General features: G+C 62.5%; 18 protein-coding genes. 8 read left to right on the forward strand and 10 right to left on the reverse strand.

The genetic code is table 11. The features are described from left to right. The first annotated feature begins 120 nt into the window (after positions 1 to 120). The 6 genes from VFO93_RS03480 to VFO93_RS03505 all read left to right on the forward strand — a co-directional run bounded on the left by VFO93_RS03480 (position 121) and on the right by VFO93_RS03505 (position 8,365). The gene (locus VFO93_RS03480) at positions 121 to 2,358 is read left to right on the forward strand and encodes a xanthine dehydrogenase family protein molybdopterin-binding subunit (RefSeq protein ID WP_325132925.1); all 2,238 of its coding nucleotides are present in this window, start codon (positions 121 to 123) and stop codon (positions 2,356 to 2,358) included. Positions 2,359 to 2,542: 184 nt separating this feature from the next. Continuing rightward, complete coding sequence (locus VFO93_RS03485; RefSeq protein WP_325132926.1) at positions 2,543 to 2,866, forward strand: hypothetical protein; 324 nt, start codon at positions 2,543 to 2,545, stop codon at positions 2,864 to 2,866. A gap of 264 nt (positions 2,867 to 3,130) precedes the next feature. Next, positions 3,131 to 3,790 (forward strand): NUDIX hydrolase, encoded by a 660-nt coding sequence (locus tag VFO93_RS03490; RefSeq protein WP_325132927.1) that lies wholly within the window; start codon positions 3,131 to 3,133, stop codon positions 3,788 to 3,790. 110 nt (positions 3,791 to 3,900) lie between these two features. Then, positions 3,901 to 4,401 carry a hypothetical protein gene (locus VFO93_RS03495; RefSeq protein ID WP_325132928.1) on the forward strand — a complete coding sequence of 167 codons (501 nt, stop codon included), beginning with the start codon at positions 3,901 to 3,903 and terminating at the stop codon, positions 4,399 to 4,401. A gap of 93 nt (positions 4,402 to 4,494) precedes the next feature. Beyond that, positions 4,495 to 5,997, forward strand: coding sequence for a nicotinate phosphoribosyltransferase (locus tag VFO93_RS03500; protein ID WP_325132929.1), 1,503 nt, complete (start codon positions 4,495 to 4,497; stop codon positions 5,995 to 5,997). Positions 5,998 to 6,424: 427 nt separating this feature from the next. After that, positions 6,425 to 8,365 (forward strand): ATP-dependent DNA helicase RecQ, encoded by a 1,941-nt coding sequence (locus tag VFO93_RS03505; protein ID WP_325132930.1) that lies wholly within the window; start codon positions 6,425 to 6,427, stop codon positions 8,363 to 8,365. A gap of 104 nt (positions 8,366 to 8,469) precedes the next feature. Here VFO93_RS03505 and VFO93_RS03510 read toward each other — a convergent pair whose 3' ends face one another. The 8 genes from VFO93_RS03510 to VFO93_RS03545 form a co-directional block, all read right to left on the reverse strand. Then, positions 8,470 to 8,769, reverse strand: coding sequence for a rhodanese-like domain-containing protein (locus VFO93_RS03510; protein WP_325132931.1), 300 nt, complete (start codon positions 8,767 to 8,769; stop codon positions 8,470 to 8,472). 9 nt (positions 8,770 to 8,778) lie between these two features. Then, positions 8,779 to 9,231: a DUF6036 family nucleotidyltransferase gene (locus tag VFO93_RS03515; RefSeq protein WP_325132932.1), complete on the reverse strand. Its 453-nt coding sequence runs from the start codon at positions 9,229 to 9,231 to the stop codon at positions 8,779 to 8,781. Next, positions 9,179 to 9,391, reverse strand: a complete 213-nt coding sequence (locus tag VFO93_RS03520) for a hypothetical protein (RefSeq protein ID WP_325132933.1) — start codon at positions 9,389 to 9,391, stop codon at positions 9,179 to 9,181. Before VFO93_RS03520 ends, VFO93_RS03515 begins: the two co-directional genes overlap by 53 nt. Before the next feature lie 17 nt (positions 9,392 to 9,408). Then, positions 9,409 to 11,364, reverse strand: a complete 1,956-nt coding sequence (locus VFO93_RS03525; RefSeq protein WP_325132934.1) for a T9SS type A sorting domain-containing protein — start codon at positions 11,362 to 11,364, stop codon at positions 9,409 to 9,411. Positions 11,365 to 11,475: 111 nt separating this feature from the next. Continuing rightward, on the reverse strand, positions 11,476 to 12,231 hold the full coding sequence (locus VFO93_RS03530; protein ID WP_325132935.1) for a PASTA domain-containing protein: 756 nt from the start codon (positions 12,229 to 12,231) through the stop codon (positions 11,476 to 11,478). 85 nt (positions 12,232 to 12,316) lie between these two features. Next, positions 12,317 to 15,043 carry a D-alanine--D-alanine ligase gene (locus tag VFO93_RS03535; RefSeq protein ID WP_325132936.1) on the reverse strand — a complete coding sequence of 909 codons (2,727 nt, stop codon included), beginning with the start codon at positions 15,041 to 15,043 and terminating at the stop codon, positions 12,317 to 12,319. A 175-nt stretch (positions 15,044 to 15,218) separates the two neighbouring features. Beyond that, positions 15,219 to 15,974, reverse strand: a complete 756-nt coding sequence (locus VFO93_RS03540) for a copper homeostasis protein CutC (RefSeq protein WP_325132937.1) — start codon at positions 15,972 to 15,974, stop codon at positions 15,219 to 15,221. Then, on the reverse strand, positions 15,971 to 16,987 hold the full coding sequence (locus VFO93_RS03545; RefSeq protein WP_325132938.1) for a N(4)-(beta-N-acetylglucosaminyl)-L-asparaginase: 1,017 nt from the start codon (positions 16,985 to 16,987) through the stop codon (positions 15,971 to 15,973). Before VFO93_RS03545 ends, VFO93_RS03540 begins: the two co-directional genes overlap by 4 nt. Before the next feature lie 246 nt (positions 16,988 to 17,233). On the opposite strand from VFO93_RS03545, the gene VFO93_RS03550 reads away from it, so the two are divergent. Both VFO93_RS03550 and VFO93_RS03555 read left to right on the forward strand, forming a co-directional pair. Continuing rightward, positions 17,234 to 18,424 carry a phosphoglycerate kinase gene (locus tag VFO93_RS03550; RefSeq protein ID WP_325132939.1) on the forward strand — a complete coding sequence of 397 codons (1,191 nt, stop codon included), beginning with the start codon at positions 17,234 to 17,236 and terminating at the stop codon, positions 18,422 to 18,424. A gap of 189 nt (positions 18,425 to 18,613) precedes the next feature. After that, on the forward strand, positions 18,614 to 19,375 hold the full coding sequence (locus VFO93_RS03555; RefSeq protein ID WP_325132940.1) for a hypothetical protein: 762 nt from the start codon (positions 18,614 to 18,616) through the stop codon (positions 19,373 to 19,375). Between the two features lie 207 nt (positions 19,376 to 19,582). On the opposite strand, the gene VFO93_RS03560 is transcribed toward VFO93_RS03555, so the two are convergent. Beyond that, entirely contained in the window at positions 19,583 to 19,933 is a 351-nt protein-coding gene (locus VFO93_RS03560; RefSeq protein WP_325132941.1) for a hypothetical protein, read from the reverse strand. A gap of 193 nt (positions 19,934 to 20,126) precedes the next feature. Then, positions 20,127 to 20,741, reverse strand: a complete 615-nt coding sequence (locus tag VFO93_RS03565; RefSeq protein WP_325132942.1) for a hypothetical protein — start codon at positions 20,739 to 20,741, stop codon at positions 20,127 to 20,129. Positions 20,742 to 20,773: the final 32 nt, after the last annotated feature.

Consider the following 20,773-nt stretch of genomic DNA (forward strand, 5'->3'; position numbering starts at 1 on the left):
CTCCTTTTCGGAGAGGGGGCCGGGGGGTGAGGCGCCACGCCAGAACAGTACGCTTAGTTTTTGGCTGGCTGCGCTCTGCATGACAAGCGTTTTGGCTGCATGACTTATATCCTGAATCAAATGAAAGAGCAAGCGCAACCCAAGCACATCGGGGCCCCCATGAACCGGGTCGATGGCTTTCAGAAAGTAACCGGCGCGGCCAAATACTCGGCCGAGTACGAGCTGCCCGGCCTAACCTACGGCGTGCTGGTGGGCAGCACCGTGGCCAAGGGCCGCATTACGAGCCTCGACACCAAGGCCGCCGCGGGCGCGCCGGGCGTGCTGGCGGTGGTCACGCACCTCAATTCGCCCAAAGTGCCGGGCTTCACACCCAGCGGCAAAGACCCCTCGCAGCCCCAGACCGTGGGCGGGCGGCTGCAAGTGTTTAAAGACGATAAAATCCGCTTTAGCGACCAGCCTATTGCTCTGGTGGTGGCCGATACGCTAGAGCGCGCCCGCTACGCTGCCCGGCTGGTGAAGGCGCAGTACGCTAAGGAGGCGCACCTGACCAATTTGCTGGAGGCTAAGCCGTTCTTGCCCACCCAGGCCAAGCAAAACCCTAAGTCGCCGATGGCCGACTACCAGCGCGGGCAGGGCGACGCCTACCAGGGCGGCGCGCTGAAGGTGGAGAGCGAGTACATCATCCCGACCGAGATGCACCACCCGATGGAGATGCAGTCCATCACGGCGCACTGGGAGGCGGCCGACCGCCTCACGCTGTACGACAAAACGCAGGGCACGCAGGGCACGCGCCGCGATTTTGCCAAGGAGTGGAACCTGCCCGAGGAAAACGTGAAGGTGGTGGCCACTTTCGTGGGCGGGGCCTTCGGCAACGCCCTGCACAGCTGGCCGCACGAGTCGGCCGCCGTGATAGGGGCCAAGGTGACGGGCCGGCCGGTGAAGCTAATGCTCACCCGCGAGCAGATGTTTACGCTGGTAGGCTACCGGCCCTACACCTGGCAAAAAATCGGGATGAGCGCCACGGCCGATGGTAAAATCACGGCCATCACGCACGAAAGCATAGGGCAAACCTCAAGCTACGAGGAGTTTACCGAATCGACGCTGGCCCAGACGCGCATGATGTACCAGTCGCCCAACCTGGCCACGCGCTACCGCATCGCGGCCGTGGACGTGAGCACGCCCATCTGGATGCGCGGCCCCGGCGAGGCCACCGGCGCGTTTGCCTTGGAGTCGGCGATGGACGAAATGGCCTACCTGCTCAAGCTCGACCCGCTCGACTTTCGCCTGCGCAACTACACCGACCAGGACCCCGAAAAGAACCGCCCCTGGAGCACTAAGTTCCTGAAAGAGTGCTACCAGGCCGGGGCCGACCGCATTGGCTGGCGCAAGCGGCAGCTCCAGCCCGGCGCGCTGCGCGAGGGCGATTGGCTCGTGGGCTACGGCATGGGCGTGGGCACGTTTGGGGCGCACCGGGGCGCGGCCCAGGTGAGCGCCCGCCTGCTGCCCAACGGCCGCGTGCTGCTGCAATGCGCCACCACCGACATCGGCCCCGGCACGGGCACGGCCATGACCCAAATCGCGGCCGATACGCTGGGCCTCGACCCGGCGCGCATCACCTTCGAGCTGGGCCAGTCGGGCTTCCCCAAAGCCGGCTCGCAGGGCGGCTCCTCCACCGTAAACACCGTAGGCCAGGCCGTGCAGGACGCCAGCCGCGCCCTGCTCGACAAGCTGCGCCAGCAGGCCACGGCCGGTAATGCCGCCTTCGGCACCGCCGCGCCGGCCGACGTGGTTTTCACCGATAAACACCTATCTATAAAAGGTAACGAAGTGGCTCGCGTGGCCTACGCCGACCTGCTACGCCAGCCCGATGCGGGCTTCGTGGTAGTAGAGTCGAAGCCCGACGGGGCCGACCAGCAGAAGTACTCGATGTACTCGTTTTCGGTGCATTTTGCCGAGGTGGCGGTGCACGCGCTCACCGGCGAGGTGCGCGTGCGCAAGCTCGTATCGTGCGCCGACGCGGGTACCATCGTAAACGAAAAAACCGCCGCCAACCAGATGAAGGGCGGCGCGGTGGGCGGCATCGGTATGGCCCTGATGGAGCATGCCATCATCGACGACCGCTACGGCCGCTACGTCACCAAGGATTTTGCCGACTACCACGTGCCCGTGCACGCCGACGCGCCCGCCGTGGAGGTGTACTTCGTGAACCAGCCCGACCCGCATGTGAACGCGCTCGGCACCAAAGGCATCGGCGAAATCGCGACCATCGGCGTGGCCCCCGCCATTGCCAACGCCGTGTTCAACGCCACCGGCAAGCGCGTGCGCGAGCTGCCCATCACGCCCGATAAGCTGGTGTAGAGTAGGCGGTTGCGCGGACTCTGTAGTCTGCGTGCGTCCGGTTCGCTCCCCAACGCCCGCGGACTATAAAGTCCGCGCAACTGCGCCCATTAACTCAAAAATCTGCCCGCCCGCTCAGCCATTTTCGAGCCACTGCCGTATAGCGGCCACAAGGATTCACACCTTTTTTCACAGTTCTACGACCATGAACACCAAGCTTTTTTTCGCTACTGCCGCGCTGTTTGCCGCCACCGCTACCACCGCCTTCGCCCAAACCGGCCTCGAAGACGACAAAACCAAAACGACCGTCGATGGCATGAAAACCAAGACCAAGACGGCCAAGGATGGCAAGATGAAAGTGAAAGGCAAGGACGACGCCGGCAACGAGATGAAAGCCACCACCAAGCCCTACAAAGGCAAGATGGCCAAGCGCATGAACGGTGAAATGTCGGGCGACATGAAAGGCCACAAAGGCATGAAACACCACAAGGGCATGAAAGGCGATACGACCCGCATGGGCGGCATGTAAGGCGTTGTCTGTCTTATATAATTGCAAAAGCCAGCCCGTCAGGGCTGGCTTTTTTGTGTGTAATGAGTCTGTTCAGATTAGAAAATTCGGTCATGCAGAGCGCAGCGAAGCATCTCGCGTGGTGCAGTAAAATCATGCGTTATTGATTATGGGGTATAAACCCTAGCGCTAGAAATTACTGCGCCACGCGAGATGCTTCGCTGCGCTCTGCATGACTAAAAGCCACCGCCATGACTTCCCACCCAACGCTACCTTCGCCCGGCCATGATGCGACTCGCCGTTGATATTGTTTTATTCGGGTACGCCGAGCAGCAGTTGCACCTGTTGCTCATCCGGCGCAAGTACACGCCCATTGCCTGGGCCTTGCCGGGCGGCTTTGTGCTGGAGGACGAAGACCTCGACACCGCCGTGGCCCGCGAACTGCGCGAAGAAGCCGGCGTGGCCGACGTGTACCTGGAGCAGCTCTACACCTTCGGAGCGGTAGCCCGCGACCCGCGCCGCCGCGTGGTGAGCGTGGCATATTATGGACTGGTGAAGCCCGAAAAATTCACCCTCGCGGCTACTACCGACAGTGAAGAAGCCAAGTGGTTTCGCTTCGACCACCTGCCCGAAGTAGCCTTCGACCACGCCGACATTATTCGGGTAGCGCACCAGCGGCTGCGCGCCAAGGTCACGTACCAGCCGGTTGGCTTCGAGCTACTGCCCGACAAGTTTCTGTTTTCCGACTTGCAGCGCCTCTACGAAACGCTGCTGGGCCGCGAGCTCGACCGCCGCAATTTTCGGAAGAAAATCCTGTCTTTCGGCATCGTGGAAGAAACGGGGGAGAAGCAGCAAAACGTGGCCCACCGGGCGGGTAGCCTGTTCCGCTTCAACAAGGCGCGGTATGAGGAGATGGTGCGGTCGGGTTTTTATTTTGAGCTGTAAAACAGTGGGTTGAAAAATAATTGCTGCGAATTGAAAATTTATAAGCACCTTTGTGTAAAATATACGTTAAGTCATTCGAGCAGCTTAGTTAAATGGCTGCCACCCCGCTTATGAAAACCCGCATTGGCGTACTTATCGGCCGGTTTCAGGTGCCGCGCCTGGCCTTGCACCCCGGCTACCGGGCGCTGCTCGCCCACGTAGCCCGCGAAAACGACGCGGTGCTGGTCGTGCTAGGGGAGGCCCAGCGCCCCGACCAGCGTAACCCGCTCTCGTTCCGGCACCGGTGGGCCATGTTTGCCGAAGAATACCCCGCCTTTCAGGTGCTGCCGCTGCCCGACGAGCCCAGCGATGCCGACTGGGTGCGCCACCTCGATGCGCTCATTACTAGCGCAGTAGGAGCGGAACCGGCCACGGTGCAGCTCTACGGTGGTCGGGGCAGCTTTCTGGAAACCTACCACCGCCACGGCGGGCAGTTTGCCACCGCCGCGCTGCCCGACCTCATCAGCCCGGCGCACTGCGCCACCGACATTCGCCGCCGCATCGGGCAGGAGCAGCGCAGCTCGGTGGGTATCCGCACCGGGCTCATTCAGGCCTGGGAGCCTGTAACGTAAGCTTTAGCTTGCGTAGCGGCCGGGTACGACCGCCACGCAAGCTAAAGCTTACGCTACACTCATTGTTCAGTATCATTGCCTTATAGCCTCGTCATGGAAACTCTCACCGCTCCCGACCAAACCGCCCTCATCGCCCAGCTGCAAGCGCAGCTAACCCACCTCCAGCAAGCCCAAACGCAGCGCCCCAATATCCTGTTGCTGTCGGATGCCTACAAGTACTCGCACGCCAAGTTCTACGAGCCGGGCACCACGCGCATCTACTCGTACCTGGAGTCGCGCGGGCACCGCGACAAGACGTTTGAGGCGACGGTAGTGGCTGGCTATCAGTATTTATTGAAGAAATACCTGAGCGGCCCACTCTTCACGCAGGAGGAATTGGACTACGCCGCTGACCACCTGAAAGGAGTTTTCGGGCGAGATGACGTGTTCGACAAAGCCCGCTTTCAGCAGTGGCTCGATGAATATGACGCCGTGGCCCCGGTCCGCATCCGGGCGGTGCCGGAGGGCACGGTAGTAGGCACCCGCAACGTGCTGATGACCATCGAAAACATCGACGACCGCTATTTCTGGTTGCCCAACTTTCTGGAAACGTTGCTCTTACAGGTGTGGTACCCCATCACGGTGGCCACGCTGTCGCGGGAGGTGAAGAAGGTGGTGCGCCACTACTTCGACCTGACTTCGGACGCCACGAACCTTGATTTTCAGCTCAATGACTTCGGATTTCGGGGCGTGTCGAGCGTCGAGTCGGCCCAGATTGGCGGCATGGCCCACCTCATTAGCTGGCTGGGCTCCGACAATACCACGGCCGCCGAAATGATACGGCGCTACTACAATACCAGCGAGGTATTTGCCAAGTCCATCCCCGCCACCGAGCACAGCATCATGACGCAAGGTGGTGAAAATGGGGAGTTTGAGGTGATAAAGCGGGTGCTGCGCACCTATCCCACGGGGCCGGTGGCCTGCGTCTGCGACTCGTTTAATATCCTGCGGGCCGTGCGCTACATCGGCACCGAGCTCAAGGCCGACGTGCTGGCCCGGCAGGGTACGCTCGTCATTCGGCCCGACAGCGGCGACATTATCAAAACGCTCGAAGCCATCTTCGATATTCTCTTCGAATGCTTTGGCTACGAGCTCAGTAGCAAAGGCTACAAGGTGCTGCCGCCGCAGGTGCGCGTCATTCAGGGCGATGGCGTCAACTACGACTCCATCAAGCACATGTACGAGGTGCTGGCCGCCCGCGGCATCGCCGCCGAAAACCTGCTGCTCGGCATGGGCGGCCGCCTGCTGCAAGCCGGCATCGACCGCGACACGTTCAATTTTGCCTTCAAAGCCAGCTACACTGAGGTGGCCGGCGAGCGCCGCGACGTAGTAAAGTCGCCCACCGAGCTCGACGCCCAGGGTAACCCCCAAAATTCAACCAAGCAATCAAAAAAAGGCCGCCTGAAGCTGGTGAAAACGGCCGACGGCTACCGCACGCTGACGTCGGGCGACGCGGGCTTTGCCGATGCGCACGATGAGTTGGTGACGGTGTACGAGTGGGGTAAGATGGTGCAGGAGAGTACGTTTGAGGAGGTGCGGGAGCGGGCGCAGCTGTAGTACACATATTTAATACGCTAATGGCTATGTCCAGCAACAGGTATAATTTTCCGATTATAGCAACTTTAGGAATTACTGTCACCTACGGCGGAGTTCTTGTAATAGTAGTCTCTTCACTAGCTGGTCAATGGTCAGGTCAGGCATCACTTATAGTATTTTACCTAGTAGTTATTGCTCCCATTGTCATGGGCATCATTGCGTATAAAAATCGTGTATTCAGGAATACAGCCACTCATCGCAGGTGGATATTTTACGCTAGCGCGCTCTATCTTATTATTGTGCCTTTAGCAGGCGCGTTGCTTGTTCTACTTGGGCAGTACGCGCGCAAAACCTAGCTGAATGTGAATGCTCCCGGTTTCTTATAGTTAAGTAGCGAGTAGCAGCGTTCCCAACGATTACCCATCGTTCGCTCAAGTACCTTTGCCCCATGCTCACCGCCCCGCCCGAAACCAACCCGCTCGCGCTGCTGCGCCAGCACTGGGGGCATCAGCAGTTTCGGCCGGGGCAGGAGGAAATTATTAACGCGGTGCTGGCCGGGCGCGATGCGCTGGCATTGCTGCCCACCGGCGGCGGCAAAAGCATCTGCTTCCAGGTGCCCGCGCTGGCGCGGCCGGGCATCTGCATCGTGGTGTCGCCGCTCATCGCGCTCATGCGCGACCAGGTCGAAAACCTGCGCAAGCGCGGGCTAAAAGCCGAGGCCGTATACGCGGGCATGAGCCACCAGGAAATCGACCAGACGCTCGATAACTGCGTGTATAGCAAGGAAATAAAATTCTTGTACGTGTCGCCCGAGCGGCTGCTCACCGACCTGTTTCGGGCGCGGCTGGCGCGCATGAACGTGGGGCTGCTGGCCATTGACGAGGCGCACTGCCTCTCGCAGTGGGGCTACGATTTTCGGCCGCCCTACCTGCGCATTGCCGAATTGCGGGCGCTGCTGCCGGCCACCGTGCCGTGCATCGCGCTCACGGCCACGGCCACCGGGCAGGTGCGGCAGGATATCGTGGAGAAGCTCAGCTTCCGGCCCGGCTACGGCATTTTCACCCAGAGCTTTGCCCGCGCCAAGCTCTCGTATTCGGTCCTCCAAACCGAGGACAAGCTGCGACGCTTGCTCGAAGTGCTGCGCGGCATCGGCACCCAAAAAACCGGCATTGTGTACGCCCGCACCCGCCGTCAGGCCGAAGACACCGCTGCGTGGCTGGTGCAGCAAAAGCTACCCGCCGCCGCCTACCACGCCGGCCTGCCCGCCGAGCAGCGCACCCGCGTGCAGCAAGCCTGGCTCACCGACAAAACGCGCATTATCGTGGCTACCAATGCCTTTGGTATGGGCATCGACAAGCCCGATGTGCGCGCCGTCATCCACCTCGACGCGCCGGCTACCCTCGAAGCCTACTACCAGGAGGCCGGCCGCGCCGGGCGCGACGGCCTCTACGCCTTCGCCGTGCTGCTGAGCGGCCCGCCAGATGCCGACGGTTTGCGTAGGCAAGCTCAGCTGGCCCACCCGCCGCCCGACGTGGTGCGCCGCGTGTACCAGGCGCTGGCCAACTACTCGCGCACCGCCGTGGGCGGCGGCGAGCTGGTAGCGTTCGATTTCGACCTTGGCCTGTTCGCCGAAACCTACCGCCTCAAGGCCGTCGATGCCCACCACGCCCTCAAGATGCTGGAGCAGCAGGGCTTCGTGCAGGTGACGGAGGCCGTGAACCAGCCGGCCCGCGTGCAGCTCATTAGCAATCAGCAGGATTTATATCAATTCCAAGTAGCTAATGCCCAGCACGATTTGCTGATAAAAGCGCTGCTGCGCATGTACGGCGGCGAGCTGTTCGTGGGCTTCCAGGCCATTTCGGAAAGCGCCCTGAGCCGCCACCTGCGCCAGAGCACTACCGACGTGGTGCGCCAGCTGCGCTACCTGCACACGGCCGGCGTGCTGCACTACCAGCCCCGGCGCGAGCTGCCGCAGGCCATGTTTACCACGCCCCGCTACGACGCGCCCCAACTGCCGCTCGACGAGCGCCGCCTAAAAGCCGCCCGCCAGCTCACCGAGCAGCAAACCACCGCCGTAGTCGAGTACGCGGCCAGCACCACGCGCTGCCGCCAGCAGCTGCTACTCGACTACTTCGCCGAGCCCGACGCGCCCGCCTGCGGCGTATGCGACATCTGCCTGGCCCACAAAAAAGCCCGGCAAGTGCCCGTAGACACTGCCGGGCTGCAAGCCGGTTTGCTGGAGCTGGTGCGCGCCGCACCGCTGCTGCCGCGCGAGGTAGTGGCGCGCTACGCGGGCACCGAGGCCGCTACCGTAACTACCGCGCTGCGGGCGCTGGTGGAGCTGGGCAAGCTGGCCTACGCGCCCGACGGGCGGCTGCGCGCGGCGTAGCGCCAAGCTCCAGCTTGGCGAACGAGCGCAGCGAGTACCTGCACTCGCCAACGTTTGTCAGCGCGGCTGCTCGCTACGCTCGCTCGCCAAGCTGGAGCTTGACGTTACTGTGCCTGATATGCCAGCATGCCGCCTTCCAGGTTGCGCACGTTGGTGAAGCCCTGCTGCGTCAGAAATGCCTTGGCCGTGGCCGAGCGCGCGCCGCTGCGGCACTGTACGATAACTTCCTGGTCTTTCAAATCTTCCAGCTCATCGAGCTGCGCGGGCAGGTTGCCGAGCGGGATATTTTTGCTGCCGGGAATGTGGCTTTCCTCGGCTTCCCACAGCTCGCGCACGTCGATGATGGTAGGGGTTTCGCCGGCTTGCAGGCGTTGCTTGAGGTCGGGGGCGGTGATGTCGGCCATGAAAGATGATTAAAGGGTAAAATCAGTAGGGGGAAGATTAGCTAAATCCTGCAAATCCTGGGGCCGGCTGGTGGCTGTCTTGGCTTTGCGTAAAGCGGCCAGATTGATGTAGCGAACGGGTACGCCGCTTTGCTCAACCAGAAGCGCATCGGTAGCGCATTCCTCAAACGTAACGCCTAAAAGCTGGGTCATGAGGTCAATCCAGACCTCATTGCGGCTGAAAGACAGAAAATTAGGCGTGGTAGTGAAGTCTGGTTCCTCAAACTCGCCTTGGACGAAGCCATAGCGCCCGAGTGCCCGCACCACGCGGGCAGCGTTTTCGGCCGTGGGCTGCACCAGGATGTCAATGTCGCCAGTGGTGCGCGGAAAGCCGTGCGCGATTACCGCGTAGCCGCCAACCACCACATACTCAACGCGCTCGGCGTGGAACAGGCGTAGCAGATTTAAGTACTCGCTCTCCATAAGTCAAGGCGGGGTTGGCGGGGTTGGCGGCGTACAGCTGCCGCGCCTGGGCAATGAGCCGGGCGGCGGCGGCCAGACGCTCCTGCGGCGTTTTGGCCCACCAGTACTGCCGTTGGACGGCATCCACGTCGGCCTTATTTTGCGACTTGATAATTAGCATAATGTGCTTAGTGGCAATTACTCCAGCACCAGCCGGCGCGTGGCCGTGCTGCCATCGGGCAGCGCCAGCTGCACCAGGTACACGCCGCCCGGCAGGCGGGCGGGTAGGCGCAGTGTCGGCTGGCCCGCCTCAGCAGCGGGCTGCTGCCACACGGGCCGCCCCAGCACATCGAGCAGGGTAGCCTGGCGGAAGGCAGGCCCCTCGACCAGCACGGCCGTGCTGGCCGGCGCGGGGTTGGGGTAGAGCGCGAAGGCCGCCGAGATGGCCTGCTGGCCGCGGGTAGCCAGGCTGGTTTGGTTCATCACGGCGCGCAGCAGGGGCGCGCCGGGCGTGCCGAGCGTCACGGCGCGCCAGGGGTCGCTGCTGGCCGCGCCTAGCGTGTTCGAAAACAGCGTATTAGCCGGCAGCTGGTTGTTGAGGTCGAGGCCGTAGTTCAGAAACTGCCCGGTCGAAGCCTGCCCATAGCCTATGTAAAACCGCCCCGATACGGGCACCGGCGTCGTAAACGGGATGGTCTGAAAGGCTGGGCCGGCGGTGGGGGAATTAGCAAGGGTAGCTGTGGCCGTGGCCAAGGGCGTGTTGGCGGGCTTGCCGTTGTTGTCGGCCCACACCGCCACCGTGATGGGGCGCGGCTGGTTGTTTTCGCCGCCGTTGGCCACCGTCGTGTTGTTGAAAATCGGGAGTACCTGCACCGCCCGCACGTAGTCGGCTTGGTTGGTGGTAAATGCCAGCGCTACGTAGCTGAACGGGTTGGTGCTGCTGGCCGCCAGCCCCACGATAAACTCGGGCGTACCGTCGTCGTAGGCGTAGTAATTAGCTAGTTCCACGTCGCGGCTGAGCGTGTCGTTGGGCAGCGTCAGCGGGTTGGTTTCGTTGGTGGTGAGGGCTAGCCGGTAGCGCAGGCGCTTGGTGGCGGGGCTGTTGGGTAGCGGCGCGGTGGCCGCGCTACCCGTGATTACCTCCTGCCGCGCCGCCGCCACGATGGGCCGCCCGCCCGTGAGCCAGGTCGCGCTGAAGCCGCTGCTGCCCAGGTCGCGCACCGTACCCTGCCAGCTGATGGGCGTGGGCGTCTGGCCGGTGTTGGTGAGGCTGTTAACCGTGGCCGTCAGGCTCGTGCTGAGCGGGGCGGTAGTGGCGGCGTTGTACTGCCACACCGGCAGCGAGGTGTACGGAGCAAGCGGGCTGCTCAGCCCCCGGCTGGTGGCAATGTCCTGAAAGGTAGTATCGTTGGCCGCCCGGTTGTTGTTGAGGTAGATGTAATCCAACCCGAAAACGTCGGTATTCTGGGTGCGGCTGCCGCTGGCCCGGAACCGAAATCGGAAAGCGCTGTGCAGGTAGGCTGAGCTCAGGGCAAAAATCTGCTGCTTGAACTTGGTGCTGCTGCCCCGGCTGGTATAGGTCCAGGCCGATTGCCAGATGCCCGAGTTGTCGAGCAGCTCCAGCGTCAGGTTGGTGGGCGAGCTGTTGGCGCTGTTGGTGGGTGCGCCCACCACGCCGCCCGCCTGCCAGGCAAAGCTCAGGCGCACATTGCTGTTCGCCGTAAACCCCGACAGGTCAATGACCTGTGAAGTCAGCGTGTCAATTTGCCCGTACGATACGGGCAGGTTCGACACGTAGGGCAGGCCGTTGGCGCGCAGGCCATCGAGGGTGGCCGTGCCCCGCGTGAGGGGCTCCACGGCCAGGCGGTTGCTCACGTAGGCACCACCGCCCGCGTAGTGGATGGTAGCACCCAGGTTGGGGTAGGCGGTAGTGGCGGCCTGCCAGCGCGTAGCGTTGGGCGTGCCCTCCAGCGGCGAGGTAAAGTCCTCAAAAAACGGCAGCGTCAGGGCCGTGGTGCGCTGGGTTGGGTTGGCGGCAGGCGCGGCGGTAGCCGCCCGCGCCGGGTCGGCGGGCAAGGGGCCCGTCACGAGCTGGGCCGCCGCCGCGAAGGGCAGCAGCGCCGGCAGGGCAAGAAAGCGGAGCAGTAGTTTCATACGGTAGCGATTAGCGGAAAGCTACTGGCCCGTAGCTTCTTGGGTAGAACAAGCTGACAACGAAAAAAAGTGGCCAACAGCTATCAGCCAGTAGCTAACAGCCCATGAAAACTACTCGGCAATCCACAAATCCATAAGCTGGCCGGTGCGGATAGTCGCCCCCGGCACCGGGCGCTGGCGCACCACCGTGCCCGGCGTCTGGCCGGTTTCGGCGGCTTGCTTGAAGACCTCGCCCACTTGCAGGCCCTGGCCGGCGAGCAGCGTGCGGGCCTCGTCCTCGGGCATGTTCACGAGCGTCGGAATCGGGAATTCCTGGTTGCCCTGGCCGTCGCCGACAATCAAATCGACCTTGGTGCCCTTGGCGATGGGCGCGCCGGGCGCAATGTCCTGGCCGTTTACCTGCTGCTTGAGCACTTGATTCTGAGCCAAATCGGGCACAAGCTTTATCTGGCCGATTTCAAGGTCGTAGCTCTTCAAAATCAGCTGCGCCACTTTGGCCGAGCCCTCGGTCAGCTTGGGCATCTTGATGACCGGCGGGCGGCTCATGGCCACCGAAATGTAGATTTTGCGGCCTTCCTTCACTTTTTCGCCGGGCGCGGGCTCCTGCGTCAGCACCGTCAGCGGCCGGGTGCCGGCCGAGTAGCTGCTGTCATCCACGAAATACGCCAGGTTGCGCTCGTCGAGGTAGTTTTCCAGCTCTCCCAGGTTCATGCCCGTGATTTTGGGCACCACGATGGTTTCGCCGTGGTGGGTAGTGAGGGGCAGGTATACGTAGAAAAAGCCCAGCACCAGCCCCGCCGCCAGCAACCCAATGACGGCCAAGTGTTTGAAAACGTCGAACCAGGTATCCGATTTAAAAAAAGACATGTAGGGTAAGCTTTAGCTTGCCAGAAAGAATGTGCGGTAAGCTTTAGCTTGCCGTAAAAAAAGCGGTGCATAGGCAAGCTAAAGCTTACCCTACAACCCGTTCGTTCCGCTGTTTCCCGAAATCCAGAATCCTATCAATAAACTGATAGGGGGTGTAGCCCGCCAGCGCCGTTTGGTGGAAAATGCACGTCGCGGGCGTCATGCCCGGCAGCGAATTCACCTCAATAATAAGCACCTCGACCGCGCCGTTCTGCCGCACCCGCACGAAGGCATCGATGCGGGCGTAGCCTTCAATGTGCAGAATTTCCGCTACTTGCCGCAGCGTGCGTTTCACTTTCTCGCTGATGCGCTGGCGCTCGGCGGGCTCCGGCGCGTAGCGGGCAGGCGTGATGTTCTGGCCTTCGCCGGCCAGGAATTTCTCTTCCAGACTCAGCACTTCGCCGGTAGCCAGGGCCTCGCTAGCCTCGAAAACCTCGATTTGCAGCGCGCCCGTTGAGTCATACGATGTCAACAGCCCGCCCGTGATTTCGAGGAAGTGCGCCGCGCCCTCCGGCCCGATGAGCGTTTCTACCAAAAAGGCGTCTTTCTGCGGAAATTCCTCCTTGAAGCCCAGGTGCAGCACCTCGGCCGGGCCGGCGAGCAGCGGCTCCGCATCGCGGAAAATCTGCTGGCTGAAGGCTTCCAGCTCGGCGCGGCTCTTCACCTTTTTCACCGCTGAGGAGCAGCCATCGTCGGCGGGCTTGGCGATGAAGGGGTAGCCAAACTCGGCCTCCAGGCTGCGGTAGAAGGCCTCGGGGTCGGCTTGCCATTCGAGGCGGGTGGCGAGGCGGTGCTCGGCCACGCGCAGGCCGGCCTCGCGCAGGCGGCGGTTGGTTTCGAATTTGTTGATGGTCACGGCCGAGCTGGCCGCGCCCGAGCCGTTGTAGGGCAGGTGGTATTTCTCCAATTCCTGCTGCAAGGCACCATCTTCGCCGGGCCGGCCGTGCAGGGCAATGAATACCTCGTCGGCCTTTTCGGCCAGCTCCGCGAAGCTTAGGCGGCGCGGCGCGGCCACCGGCTGCCCCGCGTAGGTGCCCGTGATGCCCGCCGCCTCCTGCCGGATGCGCGCCAGCACCGGGTGCGCCGCGTGCCCGGCCTCGGCTTGCTCGATTTTCTCGCGGATGTCGTCGGCGTTGTCCTTGAGCATCACGTTAATGGGTAGCTCGTAGAGGCGAAACTCCTCGGCGCTGCCGGTCAGGAAAACCGGGATGGGCCGGTACTTGGTGCTGCTGCTCAGCTTCTCGTAGATGTTGCGCCCGCTCTCCACCGAGATGTGCCGCTCCGACGAGTAGCCGCCCATAATGACGGCCACGCGGATGCGCTCGTCGGTGCTGCCGTGGCGGCCGATGATGGCGGCGTCCAGGGCTTCCAGCTGCGCGCTCAGCTGCACCGGCTTCATACCGGCGCGCCGGCGGGCGGCCAGCGAGGTGCGGATGATATAAGTCAGAAACTGGCTGGGATTCAGGCCAATCTCGGCCGCCTGGTGGAAGAAGAACGACGCCGGTAGCATGCCGCTCGTCGTGTTGGGGTCGTTCAAAAAGATAGTGCCATCTTCCTGAATAAAGCCGTCCAACCGCGCGTACACCTCGAAGCCGAAGGTGCTGAACATCTTCTGCGCCTCTTGCCGGATGCGCTCGATGTCGGCCTCGGGCAGGTCGATGGGCGTGACTTTGCGGGCCAGGCCGGGCAGGTACTTGGCGCGGTAGTCGAATACTTCGCTGCCCTTCACAATCTCGGTCGGCGGTAACGCCAGCGGCTGGCCATTTTCGTCTTCGACCACGATGCAGCTGAACTCGCGGCCGGCTACGAATTGCTCGATGAGGACTTGGGTTTCGCCGGTGAGGCTGTGAATGGTGGTTGTATCGGCCCCCCAATAGAAATTCTCCTCGATAATGTCGAGCAATGTTTCTGGGTGAGAGATACTAGGTTCTAACGCCGCAGGATTTACAATCATTGAGAGTAATCCTACGCCTCTCACTGGTAGTCCGATACCTTCTCTGATATCAGTTAATTGACGTACTAACGCGCGCTTCCCTTCGTCACTTAATGCTTCCCACTCATTACGGCTGATAGTGCGCCGAAATAGCGCCCGCTCCACAGCCGTTTTAAACTGGGCAGGGTCTTCCTCGCGCACGATACCGATGCCAATGCTGCTGCCTTGGTGAGGGGCCTTGAGTACAAGCGGCAAACCCAATTCGCGGCCCAGCATCGAGAGTAGCACGGCGGTGCCAGCGGTGCCCCAGTCAGTGGCCGTCAACACGTAAAAGTCAGGTGTGGCCAAGCCGGTGGCTTGCATCAGCCGCTTCTGCGCGATTTTGTCGATGCCCAGCGCCGAGGGCAGAATGCCCGAGCCCGAGTAGGGAATGCCCACCCACTCCAGCAGGCCCTGAATGGCCCCATCTTCGCCGCCCGGCCCGTGCAGGGCCAGGAAGGCAAAATCCATGAGCTTGGGTAGCTCGCTGGCTTCCACGCGGCGGCCGACGTGGCCGATGAGGTCGTTGAGGGCCGCGTCGGTCAGTTCGCCCAGGTTTTCGAGGTAGAGCTGCCAGGGGTGGCGGCTGGCGGGCAGCGCAACGGCCGGCGGGTAGAAGTCGCGGATGGTGCCCTTGTACAGGTATTGCCAGTCGAGCAAAATAAAATGCCCCTGGCTATCCACAAAAACGGGCACCGGCTGAAACAGGCCCTTGTCGAGGTTATCGAAAACGGTGCGCCCACCGGCAAAGGAAATTTCGCGCTCGCGCGAGGTGCCTCCGAAGAAAATGCCAACTTTCATAAGTGCGGCAAAGGTAAGGCAGGGTGGGGCTGGCGGCTGAACTAACGCGGGGCACCTCCCCCCCCGGCCCCCTCTCCTTAGGGAGAGGGGGAGCCAGCCAGTAGTTAGGAGTGTTGAGTGATGAGTTTTGAGTTGATAGAACGGTTACCTCTTAACTCAACACTCTTAACTCAAATCAGGCTCCCCCTCTCCCCAAGGAGAGGGGGCCGGGGGGGGAGGTTGCCCGCGTCAGTTCAGCCGCCAAGTCCGCCACCAGCGCTGCATCCGTTTCCCAGCGCGCTGCCGCAAACAAGCCCGCCGCCGGCTCGGGCGGCACGGTGCGCTTGGCGCTGGCGTGAAACTCCTGCGCGCCCGTGCGAGTGGCCAGCGCCCGCACATTGCCCGCCGTAATGCCCGCGCCGGGCATGACGCGGATGCGCCCGGCCGCCTGCGCCACCAGCGCGGCGAGCTGCGCCTGGCCAGCCTCGGCGGTGGGCTGGCCGCCCGAGGTCAGCAGCCGCTGGCAGCCCAGCGCGATAACGTCTTCCAGCGCCTGCGGCTGGTTGGGGCAGGCATCGAAGGCGCGGTGGAAGGTGATTTCCAGTGGCCCGGCTGCCTCAATCAATTTCTGGCAAGCGGCTTGGTCTACGCGGCCGGCCGCGTCGAGTGCGCCCAGTACCACGCCCGCGCAGCCCAGCTCGCGGCACGCCACAATGTCGTCGCGCATGATGGCCAGCTCGTTGGCATCGTACACAAAGCCGCCCGGCCGGGGCCGAATTAGCACGAACACTGGCAAGCTAACCTGCGCCCGCACCTGTCGGATGAGGCCGTAGGAGGGCGTAATGCCACCCTGCTCCAGGTTTTGGCACAGCTCGATGCGGTGTGCGCCGCCCGCCTGCGCGGCCAAAGCCGAAGCCAGCGAGGCGGCGCAGATTTCCAGCGCGTAGCTCATTTCAGCAGGAACTCGGCGTCGACCAGGCGCGGGGTGTCGGTGGTGCTCAGGGCGTAGTTGAAGCCTTTTTGGAGGGCGTAGGAGCCGGCTTCACCCTTGGCATTCAGGGCAATAAAGCAGACCTGAATATCCTTGGCCTTGGCGCCTTTGATGGCGGCAATGCGCTCGACGGCCTCTTTGCAGGCGGCCTGCGGCGAACGGCCCTGGCGCATGAGCTCCACCACGGTGTGCGCCCCGGCCATGCGAATAATGTCCTCGCCCTGCCCGGTGGCCGCCGCCGCGCCCACGGCCGGGTCCACAAACAGCCCGGAGCCGATGATGGGCGAGTCGCCCAGCCGGCCGCGCATCTTGAAGGCCATGCCGCTGGTGGTGCAGCTGCCGCTGAGGCGGCCCTGCGCATCCATCGCCAGCATGGCGATGGTGTCGTGGTTGGGGGCACCGCCGGCCGGGCCTACGGCCCGGCGGCCCGAGTTTTCGACGTTGATAACGGGCTTGTACTGGCTGGTTTTGAGCCACTCGCGGTATTCTTTTTCGGCATCGGCGCTGAGCTTGGCGGACTCCAGCGGAAAGCCCTGGGCCAGGGCAAATTGCTGCGCGCCCTCGCCCACGAGCATCACATGGGGTGTTTTTTCCATCACGCGGCGGGCCACGCTGATGGGGTGCTTGATGCGCTCGAGCGCGGCCACGCTGCCGCAGTCGAAGCGCTCGTTCATGATGCAGGCGTCGAGGGTCACGTGGCCGTCGCGGTCGGGGCGGGCACCCAGGCCCACGCAGCAGTTTTGCTCGTTTTCGGTTACCATCACGCCGGCCTCCACGGCGTCGAGGGCGTAGCCGCCGGGGCCGAGTATTTTCCAAGCGCCGCGGTTGGCGTTGAGGCCGGCGTCCCAGGTCGAAATAACGATGGGCCGGCCGGCGGCCGGGGCGGCGGGCAGGGCTACGGCGGCGAGTGGGGCGGCGGCCAGCCCGGCTAGGCCCGCGGCGGAGGTGTGGAGAAACTTGCGGCGTGAGGACATAAGGCGGAAGTTGTTTGGGGCAAAAGTAACGGCGGCCGTGCGGTAAGCTTTAGCTTGCCGTAAGAGGGGAAAGTAGCGCAGCTACCCGGCAAGCCAACGCTTACCGGATAGCGCGCCCCGCGTACTTTCGCGGCCTGTGTTGCTTGGTGCCGCCTACAACCAGCCGGCCACTTTTGCGGTAAGCATACGACCCTTTTTTAACTCAATTCTTTCTCACTTTTCACTTCATCACCCCCTCACCTCCAAGTGAACACGCTCGATAAATTCAACTTTGCCGGCCACCGCGCCGTGGTGCGCGTCGATTTCAACGTGCCGCTCGATAAAGACCTGCACATCACCGACGATACCCGCATTCGGGCGGCCACGCCCACCATCAAAAAAATCCTCGGCGACGGCGGCTCAGTAGTGCTGCTTTCGCACCTGGGCCGGCCCAAAGGCGGCTACGAAAAGAAATATTCGCTCGAAAGCCTCGTGCTGCGCCTCCAGCAGGAGTACGGCCAAGAGGTAATCTGGGGGGGCGATGTGCTCGGCGACGAGGCGCTGGCCAAAGCCCAGGCGCTACAGCCCAGCCAAGTGCTGCTGCTCGACAACGTGCGCTTTCACAAAGAGGAAGAGGCTGGCGATGAGAATTTTGCCAACCGCCTCGCGCAGTTTGGCGATGTGTACGTGAATGATGCCTTCGGCGCGGCGCACCGCCGCCACGCTTCCACGGCCGTGATGGCGCACGCTTTCGCTCCCGAAAACCGGGTGGGCGGCTACCTGCTGCAAGGCGAGCTGGACAATGCCCAAAAGGTGCTCGACAACCCCGAGCGGCCATTTACGGCCATCATGGGCGGGGCTAAAATCTCGGATAAAATCCTCATTATCGAGCAGCTGCTCGACAAAGTGGACAACTTGCTCATCGGCGGGGGCATGGCCTACACCTTTGCCGTGGCGCAGGGCGGCCACGTGGGCAGCTCGCTGCTGGAGGCCGACAAAGTGGAGCTGGCCAAGCAGCTGATAGCGAAAGCCAAGGAAAAAGGCGTGAACCTGATGCTGCCCGGCGACAGCGTCATTGCCAACAAATTTGCCAACGATGCCGACGTGGACGTGGCCTCCAACCTGGCCATCCCCAACACCTGGATGGGCCTCGACCTCGGCCCCGATGCCCGCGAGAATTTCTCGGACGTTATCCTCGACTCAAAAACCATCTTGTGGAACGGCCCGATGGGCGTGTTTGAGATGAGCAACTTCGCGGTGGGCACCGAGTACGTGGCCCGCGCCATTGCCGACGCCACGGCGGCCGGCGCCTATTCGCTCATCGGGGGCGGCGACTCGGCGGCGGCCGTGCAGCAGCTCGGCTACGGCGACCGCGTGAGCTACATCTCGACCGGCGGCGGCGCGCTCCTGGAGTTTATGGAAGGCAAGGAGTTGCCCGGCGTAAGCGCGCTGGGGTAGGGCGGGAATTATGAATTAAAAATTATGAATTATGAATTGGTAGCTACGCGTAAGAGCAGCCTTATCATGGGGTTAATGACCATCAATTTTTAATTCATAATTTTTAATTCATAATTCTTATCCGCAACGGTGCGGCGCTTTTGGCAGTATAGAGGGGTGTTAACACACTTCTTTTTCCTGTTTTTTGTCATGACTGACCGCGAAGTAACCTACGCCAAAATGGCCCGCCAGCTCTACCGGGTGCTCACCGACCAACGCCCGCAGTGGGAAGAGCGCAGCCCAGCCGCAGTAGCTGATTTTGAGCAGCTAAATGCCTACTTGCAAGCCGTTGAGGAGGTGGCCGCCCACCAGGGCGGCAAGGGCAGCCCCGAGTATAGCAACGCCCGCGACCAGGCCGAGCATGCCGCCGAAGAAGCCGCTGGCCGCCTTGTGCGGGGCCTGCGCACGCTGCACAGCTCGGTGCCCAATCCCGCCATTGCCAAAGCGGCCGGCTACACCCCCGACCAGCTCGACCCGCTGCACGGCCCCGACCTACTGGCGGCCCTCAACGAGATAGCCGCCGCCGCCGATGGCGTGCGCCCGCTGCTGGCCAACAACGGCATAGCCAGCGAGCACATCGATGCCCTCACGGATGCTATCAGCCTATACACGCCGCTGTCGGAAGTGCCCAGCAGCAACCAAAGCCAGGGCGGCAAGCTCAGCGGCACCGCCCGCGAGCTTACCAAAGGCCTGCGCGGCGTGGTGCAGCGCTTCGACCAGCTCATCGACTCGCTGCGCGAGGAGATTCCGGGCCTGGCCCAGCGCTACGACGAGGCCCGCGCCGCCGACGCCAACTACGTGCAAAACAGCACCGGCACCGGCCCCCGCGAGGGCGGCGATGGCTCGGAAGGTGGCGTAGGCCGCGAGGTGGCCGGCAATGCCTTCGGCCCCGAGCCGCAACCGTTTCAGTAAGGTCTGAACCACGGATTAAAGCGGATTTTTCGGATTACGCGGATTTTGTAGACGTAAAAGGACCGCCCAGTGGAGCGGCCCTTTTTGGTGTAGCTGGCTACTTGCCCAACCTGACATAGCCTAGCCAGGGCAAAGGCTGAAGTTTTTCTTAGCAGAGAGGCGACTACAAAATCCGCGAAATCCGAAAAATCCGCTTTAATCCGTGGTTCAGGCGGCTTTTTGCTCCAGCGCACGCAGCAGCTCGTCGGCCGCTTTCTCGATGTCGTGGTAGCCTTGCTGGGCGGCGCGCTCTTTGGCGGCGATGAGGCCATCGCGGTGCACGGTTTTGAAGTCGCCGTAGGGAAACTTGTAGCGGCCCTTGGTGTCTTCGCCCGCGCTTTTGTCCTCGCCCAGGTGCCACTGGGCATAGTCCTCGATTTCGTGCTTTTTGAGGAAAGCGTTTTCCTCTTTAGCGCCGGGGTTGTGCTGGCCCCAGTGCCCTTCGTCGTTCTTGATTTTGCCGTCCTTAATCAGTTTCTTGGCAAACGCAACGGCGGCGTGATTAAGTGAAACAGACATGGTACAGGATAAAAAAGGTACGCTGCCTCTACGCACCAATCCAGCCAAAATGTTATCGCCCAGCTAATGCCCGCCTCCTTCCGCAGGCTACCAGCCAAGCCAGAAAAAGCGCCGTTCGCAACGCCCCAACCAGAGCAGTCAGTCCGGCGTAGCTGCGAAATCCGTTTGAGCCTGCGGCCTTGAAGCGGCAGTGCTAATTGACAAACAGCGGCTCCAACCGCTGCCCCATGCTGCGGATGCCCCGCTCCGACACCCGGCCCGTGAGGCGAGTGCTGAGTGCCCGCGCCTCGGCCGTGCTCAGCACCCCCAATTCGTGCAGCCAGGCCAGGCGGCGCAGCTGCGGCTCGATGTAGCCCAGCGGATTGATACTGGCGTACTCGCGGCGCAGGTAGGCCTTGGTGTGGGTATTGACCTGGTCGGCAAAGGCTCGCACCTGGCGGCGGTCGCGCGGGTGGTCGGCCAGCACCAGCTGGAGGCGGCCGGTGTGCAGAATAGCCTGGTTCCACCAGTTGTTCCAAGCGTAGTAGAAAGCCAGCGCCACCAGCAGCCCGGTGGCAGCCAGGGCCAGCGGCCAGGCGCTAAGGGCTGCTACTGCCACGTATAGCCCATACAGGCCTAGGCCTATCCAGCGCACGGGGTGGCCGGGCACTGCCCGGCGGTATTCCAGGCGCACGGGCAGTAGCTCCTCGTAGGGAATTTCGACGGCGATATCGACCTGCCCCCGGCCATCGCGTTGGCTTACAAAGAAGCCGTGCTCGCGAAGCGTAAACTGAGTGGAACGGGTAAGCTGGCTTTGTTGGAAATGCATAGGACTAGTAAAAATACGGCTGGATGGGTGGG

This window comes from Hymenobacter sp. (assembly GCF_035709525.1).
GTDB lineage: Bacteria > Bacteroidota > Bacteroidia > Cytophagales > Hymenobacteraceae > Hymenobacter.